The organism is Rhodococcus sp. WMMA185 (assembly GCF_001767395.1).
Classification (GTDB): domain Bacteria; phylum Actinomycetota; class Actinomycetes; order Mycobacteriales; family Mycobacteriaceae; genus Rhodococcus_F.
In genome coordinates, this window is record NZ_CP017014.1 from 252,450 (window position 1) to 265,146 (window position 12,697).

General features: G+C 63.5%; 11 protein-coding genes and 2 tRNA genes. 3 read left to right on the forward strand and 10 right to left on the reverse strand.

All coding sequences use genetic code 11. The features are described from left to right. The first annotated feature begins 48 nt into the window (after positions 1-48). The gene (gene katG / locus BFN03_RS00965; protein ID WP_070377440.1) at positions 49-2,271 is read left to right on the forward strand and encodes a catalase/peroxidase HPI; all 2,223 of its coding nucleotides are present in this window, start codon (positions 49-51) and stop codon (positions 2,269-2,271) included. A gap of 77 nt (positions 2,272-2,348) precedes the next feature. Here katG and BFN03_RS00970 read toward each other — a convergent pair whose 3' ends face one another. The 4 genes from BFN03_RS00970 to BFN03_RS00985 all read right to left on the reverse strand — a co-directional run bounded on the left by BFN03_RS00970 (position 2,349) and on the right by BFN03_RS00985 (position 5,848). Further along, positions 2,349-3,647, reverse strand: a complete 1,299-nt coding sequence (locus tag BFN03_RS00970; protein ID WP_070377441.1) for a sensor histidine kinase — start codon at positions 3,645-3,647, stop codon at positions 2,349-2,351. Beyond that, positions 3,644-4,345: a response regulator transcription factor gene (locus tag BFN03_RS00975; RefSeq protein ID WP_070377442.1), complete on the reverse strand. Its 702-nt coding sequence runs from the start codon at positions 4,343-4,345 to the stop codon at positions 3,644-3,646. The genes BFN03_RS00970 and BFN03_RS00975 overlap by 4 nt, the downstream gene beginning before the upstream one ends. Before the next feature lie 21 nt (positions 4,346-4,366). After that, positions 4,367-4,840, reverse strand: a complete 474-nt coding sequence (locus tag BFN03_RS00980) for a hypothetical protein (protein ID WP_070377443.1) — start codon at positions 4,838-4,840, stop codon at positions 4,367-4,369. A gap of 141 nt (positions 4,841-4,981) precedes the next feature. Next, complete coding sequence (locus BFN03_RS00985; protein ID WP_157109538.1) at positions 4,982-5,848, reverse strand: RNase H family protein; 867 nt, start codon at positions 5,846-5,848, stop codon at positions 4,982-4,984. A 340-nt stretch (positions 5,849-6,188) separates the two neighbouring features. Here BFN03_RS00985 and BFN03_RS00990 point away from each other — a divergent pair, with 340 nt between their 5' ends. Continuing rightward, a complete protein-coding gene (locus BFN03_RS00990) occupies positions 6,189-6,617 on the forward strand; it encodes a hypothetical protein (RefSeq protein ID WP_070377445.1) in 429 nt (142 codons plus the stop codon). Positions 6,618-6,761: 144 nt separating this feature from the next. Here BFN03_RS00990 and BFN03_RS00995 read toward each other — a convergent pair whose 3' ends face one another. From BFN03_RS00995 to BFN03_RS01005, 4 genes are all read right to left on the reverse strand, one after another. Beyond that, positions 6,762-8,105 carry a YibE/F family protein gene (locus tag BFN03_RS00995; protein WP_070377446.1) on the reverse strand — a complete coding sequence of 448 codons (1,344 nt, stop codon included), beginning with the start codon at positions 8,103-8,105 and terminating at the stop codon, positions 6,762-6,764. Positions 8,106-8,368: 263 nt separating this feature from the next. Then, entirely contained in the window at positions 8,369-8,548 is a 180-nt protein-coding gene (locus BFN03_RS19980) for a hypothetical protein (RefSeq protein WP_084385719.1), read from the reverse strand. Between the two features lie 291 nt (positions 8,549-8,839). After that, positions 8,840-8,910: transfer RNA gene (locus BFN03_RS01000), tRNA-Gly, on the reverse strand. A 273-nt stretch (positions 8,911-9,183) separates the two neighbouring features. Beyond that, on the reverse strand, positions 9,184-10,149 hold the full coding sequence (locus BFN03_RS01005; protein ID WP_070377447.1) for an alpha/beta hydrolase family protein: 966 nt from the start codon (positions 10,147-10,149) through the stop codon (positions 9,184-9,186). A gap of 168 nt (positions 10,150-10,317) precedes the next feature. On the opposite strand from BFN03_RS01005, the gene BFN03_RS01010 reads away from it, so the two are divergent. Further along, positions 10,318-10,914, forward strand: a complete 597-nt coding sequence (locus tag BFN03_RS01010) for a TetR/AcrR family transcriptional regulator (protein ID WP_070377448.1) — start codon at positions 10,318-10,320, stop codon at positions 10,912-10,914. A gap of 427 nt (positions 10,915-11,341) precedes the next feature. On the opposite strand, the gene BFN03_RS01015 is transcribed toward BFN03_RS01010, so the two are convergent. Together BFN03_RS01015 and BFN03_RS01020 are read right to left on the reverse strand one after the other, a co-directional pair. Next, a tRNA-Gly gene (locus tag BFN03_RS01015) sits at positions 11,342-11,414 on the reverse strand. Between the two features lie 373 nt (positions 11,415-11,787). After that, complete coding sequence (locus BFN03_RS01020; RefSeq protein ID WP_070377449.1) at positions 11,788-12,696, reverse strand: alpha/beta hydrolase family protein; 909 nt, start codon at positions 12,694-12,696, stop codon at positions 11,788-11,790. Position 12,697 lies beyond the last annotated feature (1 nt).

Below are 12,697 nucleotides of genomic sequence, written 5' to 3' on the forward strand. Positions count from 1 at the left end.
TTTTACCCATGATCAGTGCTCTATCCACCCACACCCGGAAGGAATGCTGTGCCTGAGAACACCCGGCCTGTTGAAGAGGCCCAAGCGGGATCGAACGGTTGTCCCGTTGGGGCTGGTCGCTTCAAGTACCCCACAGAAGGTGGCGGGAACCACGACTGGTGGCCCAACCAGCTCAACCTGAAGATCCTTGCGCACAACCCCGCCGTGGCCGACCCGATGGACGAAGACTTCGACTACGCGGCGGAGTTCGCGACCCTCGATATCGATGCCCTGAGCAGGGACGTCGACGAAGTGATGACGACCTCGCAGGAGTGGTGGCCCGCAGACTACGGCCACTACGGACCGCTTTTCATCCGGATGTCGTGGCACGCCGCGGGTACGTATCGGATCAAGGACGGTCGCGGAGGCGCGGGGTCCGGCATGCAGCGGTTCGCACCGATCAACAGCTGGCCCGACAACGCGAGCCTCGACAAGGCTCGTCGGCTGCTGTGGCCGGTCAAGAAGAAGTACGGCAAGAAGATCTCTTGGGCTGATCTGATCGTCTTCGCCGGCAACCGCGCCTTGGAGTCGATGGGATTCAAGACCTTCGGCTTCGGCTTCGGCCGAGTAGATGAGTGGGAGCCCGAAGATGTCTATTGGGGCCCGGAAACCACCTGGCTGGGCGATGAGCGCTACACCGGTAAGCGCGACCTCCAGAATCCGCTCGCAGCGGTCCAGATGGGCCTGATCTACGTGAATCCCGAGGGGCCCAACGGTAACCCGGACCCGCTCGCCGCAGCGACGGACATCCGGGAAACGTTCCGCCGCATGGCGATGAACGACGTGGAGACGGCCGCCCTGATCGTCGGTGGCCACACCTTCGGCAAGACTCACGGCGCAGGACCGGCCGATCTGGTCGGACCCGAGCCTGAGGCTGCACCGCTCGAGGAACAGGGCCTCGGTTGGAGGAGCTCTTTCGGCACCGGTGTGGGTAAGGACGCGATCACCAGCGGCATCGAGGTTGTGTGGACACCCACCCCGACCAAGTGGGACAACACCTTCCTGGAGGTCCTCTACGGCTACGAGTGGGAATTGACGAAGAGTCCCGCTGATGCTTACCAGTGGGTTGCGAAGGACGGCGCCGGTGCCGGCACGATTCCCGATCCCTTCGACAAGTCGGCGGGCCGCGCCCCGACCATGCTGACGACCGACCTCTCGCTGCGGGTGGACCCCGTCTACGAGCAGATCACCCGACGCTGGTTGGACCACCCGGAAGAGCTCGCCGAAGAGTTCGCCAAGGCCTGGTACAAGCTGATCCACCGCGACATGGGGCCCGTCGTTCGTTACCTCGGGCCGCTGGTTCCGCAGGAGACGCTGTTGTGGCAGGACCCGATTCCCGCCGTGACGCATGACCTCGTGGGCGCGGACGACATCAAGGCGCTGAAGAGCCAGATCCTGTCGTCCGGTCTGAGTATCTCTCAGCTGGTTTCGACGGCGTGGGCGGCTGCGGCATCGCATCGCGGCAGTGACAAGCGCGGCGGTGCCAATGGCGGGCGTATCCGCCTTCAACCGCAGGCCGGGTGGGAGGCCAACGACCCCGACCAGCTCGCGCAGGTGGTACGGACCTTGGAGGGAATCCAGGAATCGTTCAACTCCGCCCAGACCGGGAACAAGAGGATTTCGTTCGCCGATCTGGTGGTGCTCGGTGGGTGTGCTGCCGTGGAGCAGGCCGCAAAGAACGCCGGGCACGACGTGGAGGTTCCCTTCTCGCCGGGGCGCGGTGACGCGACCCAGGAGCAGACCGATGTGGAATCGTTCTCCGTGCTCGAGCCCAGTGCGGACGGCTTCCGCAACTACTTCGGGAAGGGCAACCCGCTGCCGGCCGAATACCACCTGGTCGACAAGGCCAACCTGCTGACCCTCAGCGCCCCGGAGATGACGGTCCTCGTCGGCGGCCTGCGCGTTCTGGGTGCGAACCACAAGCAGTCGAAGCTGGGTGTGTTCACCTCGGCCCCCGAAACGTTGACGAACGACTTCTTCGTCAACCTGCTCGACATGGGCACGAAGTGGGCACCGGCATCCGGAGACGACGGCACCTACGAAGGCCGCGACCTTGCCACCGGTGAGGTGAAGTGGACCGGAAGCCGTGTCGACCTGCTCTTCGGTTCGAACTCGCAGCTGCGCGCTCTCGCCGAGGTGTATGCCACGGACGACGCGCAGCAGAAGTTCCTGCAGGACTTCATCTCTGCGTGGGACAAGGTGATGAACCTCGACCGGTTCGACCTCGCCTGATCACTCCCAACCCGAACCCCGCACCCGGCGAGTAGATGTCTCGCCGGGTGCGGGGTTTCTTGCAACCGCCACGGCAATCACCGCGACGCGGCCGCCGGTAGGTCGAGTCGTAGCCGTGCACCGCCGAGTGGGCTGTCGGTCAGTTCGGCGGTGCCTCCGTGCAGGGAGGCTTGTTGTGCGATGAGGGCGAGGCCGAGTCCCGATCCGTCGGGGTGGGCGGACGATCCCCGCACGAAACGTTTGAACAGTGTTGCCCTCTCGTGTTCGGGAACACCGATCCCGTTGTCGTCGACCGTAATCGCGGCACCCCTTTTGTCCCCGGCGATGGTGATCTCGATCCGATCGGCACGTCCGTGCCTGACCGCGTTCGTGATCGCGTTCTCGAGCACCAGGCGAATCCCCGACGGCAGCCCGCGCATCGACAGCGACCTCGGTGCGGCCAATTCGATGGTCACACCGGTGAGACGACGAGACGATTCCTGTACGCAGCGGTCGGCAAGTTCCACGAGGTCGAAGTCTTCGTGATCGGCGGCTTCGGACAGTTCTCCCACGGCCAGGCTCTCGAGGTCGGTGAGAGTCACCTCGATCTGCCGTTCTGTTGCACGGAGTTCGCTCAGGATCTCGGTGCGTTGCTCGTCTGTGAGACGCATTGTTGCGAGGACTTCGAGGTCGGTGCGCATCGAGGTGAGGGGCGTTCGCAACTCGTGAGCCGACACTGCCGCGAAGTCGCGCGCCGAACTCAAAGCCTCGTGGGTTCGTTTCTGAGCCTTGCCTATTCGTTCGAGCATGTGACGAATGGCATCCGCGAGTTCCTCGGCCTCACGGGCTCCATGGACGTCCGGTAGCGCAGCAGGTAGTGCGTCCCCCACCGTGTGAGTGGCGGCGGCGAGACGCTCGAGCGGTCTCACTGCCCGCCCCGCCATCAGCCAGCCCAGGCCGGCGGCGACCGCGATGGCGGCGAGTGAGGCTCCCGCCACCCACCACTGCTGCTCTCGAATTGCGCGGCTGAGGGCATCTTCGGGAATAGAGACCGCGACGTATGCGTCGTTGACGCCCGCGACCGGGACGTCGCGTAGGCGTACTTCCCTGCCGTCGATGACTTCAGTCCGCACCGAATCGAAGTAGTCCGGTGTAGCCGGCGGTTCCGGCAACACCAGGGTGTACCCCTCGGAGGGCACGGTGTACCCCTGGGAGGGAATCCCGGTAACGGTGCTCAACGACACCGAATCCAGGGTGTTGTCGAGTTGCTCGGACCCGTTGACTCGCAGGAAGACAGCGAAGGCCACACCGATCGCGGCGATAACGATCGCGGCAGCGAGCGCAGAGACAAGTGCGACACGGGCACGTAGTGACAGCGAACGTCGACGCGTACTCATGGCTGCTCCCGGAGCACGAACCCCACCCCCCGAACGGTGTGAAGCACGCGCGGCATCCCGGCTGCCTCGAGCTTCTTTCGCACATAAGTGACGAAGACGTCGACGACGTTCGTGTCGGCGTCGAAGTCGTACCCCCACACCAGTTCCAGTAGCTGGACCCGGCTGAGCACGATCCCGACGTTCTCCGCGAGAACGGCCAGCAGATCGAACTCTCGTTTGGTCAGTTCGACGCGTTCGCCGCCGACGTGAACCCGCCGACCCGGAACGTCCACCTCGAGCGCGCCGACCGTGACCGTGCCCGCCGGTGTGGGCGTGCGCGGCGCCCGGCGTAGCAGGGCCCGCAGGCGGGCCGCGAGTTCGCCGAGTTCGAACGGCTTGGTGAGGTAGTCGTCGGCGCCGGCCTCGAGTCCCGCGATCCGGTCGCCGACGGTGCTGCGTGCGCTCAGTACACAGACCGGAACATCGTTGCCCATCGCCCGCAGGGCAGTGACCACACCGACACCGTCAAGCACCGGCATGTTCACATCGAGCACGATGGCATCCGGCCGCGACTCGGTGACAGCCCGGAGCGCGGAGGCTCCGTCCTCGGCGGTCTCGAGTTCGAAACCGGACAGTCGGAGCCCCCGCGTCAGGGAAGACAAGACCTTGGGGTCGTCGTCGACGAGCAGGATGCGGGCACTGTCAGTCATTCGTCCCATGATGCCTGCATCCGCTGGCTGTTAGCAGGGATTCACGGCGCGGATCGCCTGGTCGGGGGTGACCTCGATGAGGTTCCAGTCGCCGCCCGGCAAACCGGCTCCGGGGCCTGTCTCGGTGATCTCGACTGCAACCCCGTCTTCCACGTTGTACTTCTGGACGGTGCCATCGGGGTACATGAGCTGCATCTCCCCTGGGCCATTCCCGGGCTCGGCGTACCTGATCTCCCCGTTTTCAAAGTCGAAATTCTGGATGATGCCGTCAGGTTGCATGATATGTGCCTCCCCCGAAGGGATCGCCCGTTCGAGGTACTGGCAGCCGTCGATGCGGTCGGGTGCTGCCGCCGGGGCGAACGAGCCGACCACTGTAGGGGAACTGCTCCCGATCGGGTTCTGGGCCCAGGCGACGCCGGGAACCGCGATCGTGGCCGCACCGAGGCAGGCTGCGGCGATCGCGGTCCGGCGTCGGGCCGCGCTGCTGAAACTGGCAATTCTCATGGGTGAACTCCTCGTTCTTGTGGGCCCCCGTGGCTTCCACACCGAAGAAGTTATGTGCCCAAAACTGCGGCCTCATTGGTGGATTCTTAGAGGTCGATGAGAATCGCCGTCGGCTCGAACAGGCGCGCGGCCGCCCACGAATCAGGCCGCACCGAGCAAGGGCTCCATAATCTGCTGGGCGATTGTCTGGAGAGCCTCGGTGGGGACATCGGACTCATGGGCGCGGCGCACTGCCATGGCGAGTCGGTCAGCGGTCTCGTTCAGCAGATGCCCGTCGTGCCCGCGGACCCATGAGAGGCGTATTTCGCGACCCCGCATCGCCTCGTGGATACGATCCACTGTTGCCTTCACGCCACCGCAAGACCGCAACGGTCGCGGGTTCTGCAGCACACCGAGGTGCTCGAGCGCCGGTTGGCTGTCGGTGAGGATGTGCAGCCGGCGATCCTCGAACCTTACGATCGCGAGTTCGATCGCGAGCAATTCGCCTTCGAGGATGGTCGCGACTTTCGGGACCATCCTCTGATAGCGGACGCCTTCCTCGCTGACGCAAGCCACGCCGACTCCCCGGCGGCGTGACTTGGAAGCATCGGTGGCGACCGTCAGTTCCGGCAGAGCCGCGATCCGTTCGCGCTCGCGCTCCTCGAGCGCGGCCTCCTGGTCGCGGCTGTCGGCATCGAGGACGTCGAGCGCCGCGAGCGTGAGTTCCAGGACAGCCGAGCGGTTGGCTCCGACGAGCGATACCGAAGGGAAGGCGTCGACAACCCCGCTGATCTCCTTGCGGAGTGTGCTGTCGGTGATGTGGAGGAGAATCGGTTCCGACGTCGCGGCCGAGATCTCGAGGAGCAGGGTGAAGGCATCGAGTCCGGCCCCGTAGTAGGACGCATCACTCGCGTCGTCGTAGACGAACAGCTGTGTCTCGATCGCGCGATCGGACCACCATGCGGCGACCGCGCGGGCCGGTTCGACACGGGGACCTTGATTTCTGCGGAGGTGGATGACGGCAAGCACGGTATCTCCTTCTGGTCGGGGTTCAAGTGCGCCACACACACTGCCCGAGATGTACGACAACCGCGAGAGGAAATTTGATCGCCGAGTGGTCGGGAGATATCGGGACACGTTCGCGTTCAAGGTGATCGTGAACGCTTCGGTGCGGTATTGTTTTTCGGCTGTCCCCTCATCTCGAAAGCGGTGAGGCACTCATCCGTTTGAAGGGAACCCGTTCGCCGTCGACTTGATTCAGGACAAGCGTGAGGCTTCCCCGCACAAGTCATCGAACTGTCGGCGGTCACTGGCACCTTCCATCCAGTCGGCGTGGATCACCGAACCACCTCGGTACACAAGGAGCGCAATGAAGTTCATCAGCCCATATCTCAGAGTCGTTGCCGGGTTCTTCGCCGCAATCTTCACCTGGATGGCAGTCGACAGCGTCGTCCAAGGCGATTTCAGTTTGGTGGTGACCGCGCTTCTGTTTGCTGTGGGGCTGTGGTATCTCGCGGTCGGCAAACCTATCCGCGATCATTTCGCTCGTATCAAGGCTGAGAAAGATGCCCTTGCCGCAAGGGCTCAGGCTGGCCACGAGGCGTTCCTGGCAGGAGACACGTCGGTCGCATTCGCGACTCCGCCTGAGACGCCGGCAAAGAAGCCCGTTCGGAAAGGCGTTGTGGTTGCGTCCTTGGTCGCAGCCGCGCTGATTTTGATTGGCGTCATGGGTGACATCAGCGGTGAGTCCGACGATGCATCATCTCAGTCGCCTTCTGACACTGCTGCGACGCCCTAGCCGGCGGTTGCTCACCCCCGGACTCGAGTACATAGCAGCCGATGGTTCATCCTCTGCCTCCCGCTTGACCTCGCTTGTGTGGCACAGCGACCTGCCGGATCCTCAGCTCGCAGCAGGCGCGCGGTTGTCACCGATCCCGTAGATCTAGGGACGCCGGGCTAGGGCGTGACGGCCACCGCGCGGTTGTCGAGACATCGTGGCGGCGATCCGTGGACGCGCAAGCAGCACTGCTATTGCCGTCGTGAGGGGAACCGACAGTGCGAGCGCGATACCGCCGACCGCGGATCGCGCGATCTCGACGGCGACCGCATCGCCCGTCAGCACATTCGTGACGGAATCGCCCGAGACGCTGAAGAGCAGGAGCAGCGGGAGCGCGCCGCCGGCGTAGGCGAGCACCAACGTGTACACCGTACTGGCGATGTGATCGCGTCCCACCCGCATCGAGGCCGCGAAGATCTCCCGACGCGAAGACGATTCGTTTATCGACGCGATCTCGAACGCAGCCGACGCCTGGGTGATCGTGACGTCGTTGAGCACACCGAGCGACCCGATGATGAAGCCGGCCAGCAGGAGTCCGGTGATGCTCACCGTTCCGACATAGGCCTGGACATTGACGTTTTGTTCCTCGGACAGCCCGGTCAGCCGGGTCATCCCGATCGCGGCGGTGGACAGCACCGCTGCGAGGACCATCGACGCGAGAGTCCCGAGCAACGCGGAACTCGTCCGCAGATTCACCCCATGCGCCAGGTACAGCACCACGTAGAGGATCGCCGCCCCGGACACGAGCGCCACGGGCATCGCGGGTTTGCCGTCCAGGAGTGCGGGCAAGGTGAAGACGGTCAGCACGCCGAAGGCGAAGCCGAGTCCGAGCAGTGCGCGAAACCCGCGCCACCGAGCGACGGCGACGATCGCCAGTACGAACACCGCGACGACGAGCGTCAACGACAATCCCCGTGCGTAATCGTTGAATGCGTATACCGGGGTGCCGGTCGAATCCGTCTGCCGGACAAGGCGGATGTTGTCGCCAACCGCCAGGTTCGGCTGACCCGGCCCCGGTACGCTCTCGAGTAGAGTCCGGGTGCCTTCGTTCGGCCCGGACTCGATGGTGACGAGGCTTCGTTGGCAGTCGATATTGCCGCTCGTTTCCGGAGGGGGTGCGGGATCGCCGGAGAATGCCCGCCCAGCGGACGGGCTGCCGCACGGCCCCAGGTCCTGCGAGACGACCGTCCCGGCTTCGGTGGCGACGGCGCCGCCGCCGGCGTTCCGGAACGGCAAGGGGACCTCGACCTCCGCATTGCTCGGCCACAGGAAGGCGGCACTGCCGATAACGGCGATCGCAATCGCAACGAGGATCCCGACGACCACTCGGGCGGCAGTCGGGCCGACAGGTGCCGGTCCCTCGAAATGTCCGTGTCCGTGTCCGTGACCGTGGCCACGAGTCTGTAGGCCCGGACCGGTCTCTCCGCTGGGCGACAGCTGGGCTGTCATCGCCTTCTTCTCCGCACCAGGCCAGGCTAGTCGGAGGTAGCGGTAAGTGACGGGGCAGGCCTTCGAGGACTTTCGGCAGATCAAGAAGTCCGTTGATCGCGATGTCCGGGTTCGAGCCGTTCTGCTCGTCGCACAGGAATTGCAGCGGCGTGCCGCTGGAGCCGTGACGCCACTTGCGTCACCGCCGACGTCGCGCCGATCTCACGGGCGGCGGCGCCCGCGAGCCCTGGTTGGTCACCCTCGGGTGTGTAGAGGACACCGGATCAGATGCAGATCGGTAGAACCAGTGATCCCAGCGGGATGACGAGGCAGAGCCCCACCGAACCCTGCACGGGCGTTTGTGCCTCAGACAAAGTCGTGGCTGACGCGGCCGGGGCGGCGAACACGCCCAGGGAGAGAGTGACCGCGATAGCGGCGAGTGCCGAGGAAATTCTGCGTGTCATGAGAGAAACTTCCCTTCTTGCCCAGTGCACATTGCGCACTAAATCCATCGTCATCCGATGCGTGTCATGTCTCAAGGCCACCAATAGAACAGTTGCGTCACGGCCAGGACTAATGCGGCGTTCGATACTTTCGAGGCACCACCCTTCTTCGGCAAGGAATTTCCTCGACGCCGAAGCAGTGGTGTGGACTACGAACCCGCCCAGGTCGGGTTCATGCCTGATTTCGGATCACGCGATTGCGACAAGTCGAAGGACCCGGCCGCAAGTGCTCCGACCAGGTCCTTTTCGCTGAGCCGATGACGGGAATCGAACCCGCGTTCTCAGCTTGGGAAGCTGATGTTCTGCCATTGAACTACATCGGCGTGCACGATACCGGGCGCCCAATGGCAGGCCCGACACCCTGCGCCGAAAACATTATCAGATCGTGACCTGGCAAAATCGGGGTGCGGACCTCCTGTTGCCTACTGCCGCTTGAGTACTGGTTGTGGAGGCCCGCACGCCAGACTGGAGTTCCCTGCACATACACCCCGGGGGCGATTGAGTAGACACCGCAGGGAGTGTTTGCCTGGCCGCGCGTGGCTCGACAAACACTCCCTGGTGAGGTCATGAGCTACCGGACAACTCTCGAGGACGGTCTACTTACCTTCGACTCGCCCGACTGGGTCGAAGCTGGCCGCCAGCGCCTCGCGGGCGGTCTGCCAGGCGTTGTCACCAGGGTGGAGCTCGCTGCGGAGGTAGGCCGAGGTGAGCCATCCGATGGCGGCGACTCGTTCGGGGCTCTCGTCCGTGGACTCGACGACGTCGTATCCGGGGATCCCGCCGAGTGAATGCTCCGCACCGAACAGGGTAAGCAGGGACTTCGGGCTAGGGCCGAGCGTGTAGGGGTCGGCGTGCCAGTCCGGCCCCATGTCCGTGAAGTGCCGTGAGTCGTCCGCGTCGCCGGCGACGACCAGCGCGGGTTTGGTCAGCGTGGAGAAGTCGATGGTCCGGAGGAACGGCAGCGAGTCGCCCATGGGCCCGTTGATGACGTCGCCCCTGCCTGTCGCGGCCAGAAGCACACCCGCCTTGATCCGGGGTTCGATGAATCTCACTTCCTCCCCGTTGTCCGGATCGGTGACCCGTGCGCCGAGCAGGAGACTGGAGGTGAAGCCCCCGAAGGAGTGTCCGGCAACGGCGACCTTCGTGTGGTTGATCCTCCCCGCGATCAGTGGCACGGCTTCCTCTATCCCGTCGAGCCGGTCGAGGATGTGGATCATGTCCTCGTTGCGCGAACGCCAGAAGAAGGGTGCTCCGGGGGTATCGGCGATCAGGTGGCTCAATGTCCTGGAACTGAGGTGAGTGGGTTGGATGACGACGAATCCGCTTGCCGCCCAGAAGTTGACGAGCGGCGCGTAGCCGTTCAGCGAGGAGAGGTTGTTCGAGGGGCCATGGCCGTGGGAGAAAAGGATGACGGGGAGGTCGGTTCCGGTCTGGGGCGCGGTGACGCGTAACTGGAGGTCCGCGGGACGTCCGGGCACCGAGAAGACCACTGGGCTGAAGGACATGACCGGTACGGGCGGGGTCATGGTGTCGGCGGAAGCGGTGGCGGTGGATGTGCTCATAATGGGTTGGTTGCCCTTTCTCGGGATCCTGTCGCCCGCCAGTCTCGGTCGATCGGCGGCTGAGCGTTCAGCAGTGTCCCGCTTCAGCTAACCTGAAATGAAGCACTGCTCCACTTACTATTCGGAACAGTGCTCCGCTTTGTCAAGTGGTGTCGGAAGGAACGCGTGATGGTCACCGAGAGCCCCACCGGGAAGGCGTCGGCCCGAAGCCAGCGGGTCGACGCGCAGCGCAACCAACAGGCAGTGCTCACTGCCGCCGCCGAGGTGTTCGTCACCTCCGGTGTCGACGCGCCCATCCGCCAGATCGCGGCACGGGCGGGCGTCGGGATGGCTACCATCTACCGTCACTTCCCGACTCGAGCGGATCTCGTCACCGCGGTCTACCACCACCAGATCGAGGAATGTGCCGAGGCCGGCCCGAAGCTGCTGGCAAGTGCCGACTCCCCATTCGACGCGCTGCGTCAGTGGATTGACCTCTTCGTCGGCTTTTTGGTCACCAAGCACGGACTGGCGGACGCTCTGCAGTCCGACAGCGACCGCTTCGCCGCGCTGCACACCTACTTCATCGACCGCTTGCTGCCCGTGTGTGCCCAACTGCTCGCCGCTGCGGCCGACGCCGGCGACATCAGATCCGACGTACAGCCTTACGAACTGATGCGCGGCATAGGCAACCTCTGCATCGGACGCGACAGCGACCTCCGCTACGACCCCCGGCGCTTGATCGATCTACTCCTCGAAGGGCTGCGGCGTCCTCGGCAGGGCTGACTGCCCCGGGGCAGGAACGCCTCTCGGTTGCCGAGACCGCACTGTAGCCGGTCTAGCAGACCGGGGCCGACGCCGATCGCCATCCCTATGAACCAATGGAATCTACGCCCGACCTACGGCGAGGGTGGTCCCACAGGTAGTAGCGGCTCAGGCGAGTCCTCCATTGGTGTAAAGGATTTGACCTTTTTGCCATCGGCCCGGACCGGCAAGGAATGCGACCACTTGGGGCGAAGGCGCGCGTTCGGTTGGAGAACACTGCTGACCGCATGGTGAAGCAGCCGTTGCGGACCGCCACCGAAGACGACGCTCCGGCTTCAGTTTCAGCGGGTTCGTCCCAACCAACAAGGGAGACAGAGCAAATGAGCGCAACTAGGCGCCAACAGAGAACGCCCCGACCAGGAAACGACCTGGCCGGGGCTTTCCGGAGAGCCGACAACGGGAATCGAACCCGTACCCTCAGCTTGGAAGGCTGATGCTCTGCCAATTGAAACTATGTCGGCGTGCAAGATATCGGCCGCCTAGAAGCAGGCCTACCCCCAGCGCGGGGAAACACTAACAGATCGTGATCTAGGAGCGCTGGGAATTTTCGGCCACCTGTTGCCGAATCTGGAAGCCCGATCACGGATCAGGGATTTGCGTATCGGCTCGCCGGGCGCTGCCCAGCATTGCCGTGCTGCGGCCACTCTACGGCGCACTTCGATGCTTTGTCAGCACCACCGCTGTACAGGGACATTCGGGAACGATCTGCTTCGCCGAGCAGCTCCGCCGGGAGAGGTCGATCCTAAGTCAGAGCCGACGAAATCCGTTGCATACCATAGTGGTACCACTAGGTTCCGGTTGCTCACACGGTCCGATGACCGTGGCAAGCGACATTCAATTATGCGCGTCATACCATTCGATCATCTCTTCCGGGTGATCGGAGAAGTAGGTGTACCCATGGAATCTCCACGGTGTGTCTTCTATCCAGATGATTTTCTTGTCTGTGACAGGAAGGTTCTCATAGAGCTCCTGGATATCTGATTCCCTCGAAACCATATCGTTTCTGACCTGCAGCATGAGGGTTGGGATGTTCACCGCTTTGATCAGGGGTCGCATATCGTGGTCTTCGAGCTTGAGCCCGGTCAGCTTCTCGTTGATCGGAATGAACTCCTCGAGCCCTTTTTCCACGTCTATGCCCATCGCTTCGCAACTGCGCTCGACGCAGGTCTGTCCATGTAGTGGTTGGATCAGAATCCAACATTTGATGTCCTCGAACTCTTCGGGGTGGTTTTCCATCGCACGCAAGGTCGAGTTGGCGCCCATGCACATGCTCTGCAGCGAGATATCCATTCCGGCCGTCTTTTCGAACGATCGCGCGAATCTCAACGAACCGATCACGTCCTGCCATTCCCAGTAGCCCACGCCGCAGATTTCGTTCGGCGAAGACTCGCTGGTGCCATGATTGCGGATGTCGTAGGTCAGGATGTTGTAGCCGGCATCGTGCAGCGCCTTGTACTTGGGAAGGAAGTTCACTTCGAACCCGCCTGACGCCTCGAAGTTCTTCATGTGACCGGGAAACCCATAGCGGTTGGCCGGAGAGAAGTGATTGTGAATGACCAGTTTGTTGGAATCCGCCGGGATGAACCAGGCGTCGAGCTTCACGTTGTCGAGCGCAGGAAAGTTCACCTCTTCGTACTCCAACTCGTATTCGTCGGGCCTGCGGAGCATCGGACTTCTCACAGGCTTTGCGAGATTCCAGGCCAGGCTCTTCAGAAACTCCGTCGTCTCTTGTGCCGTTTCCATG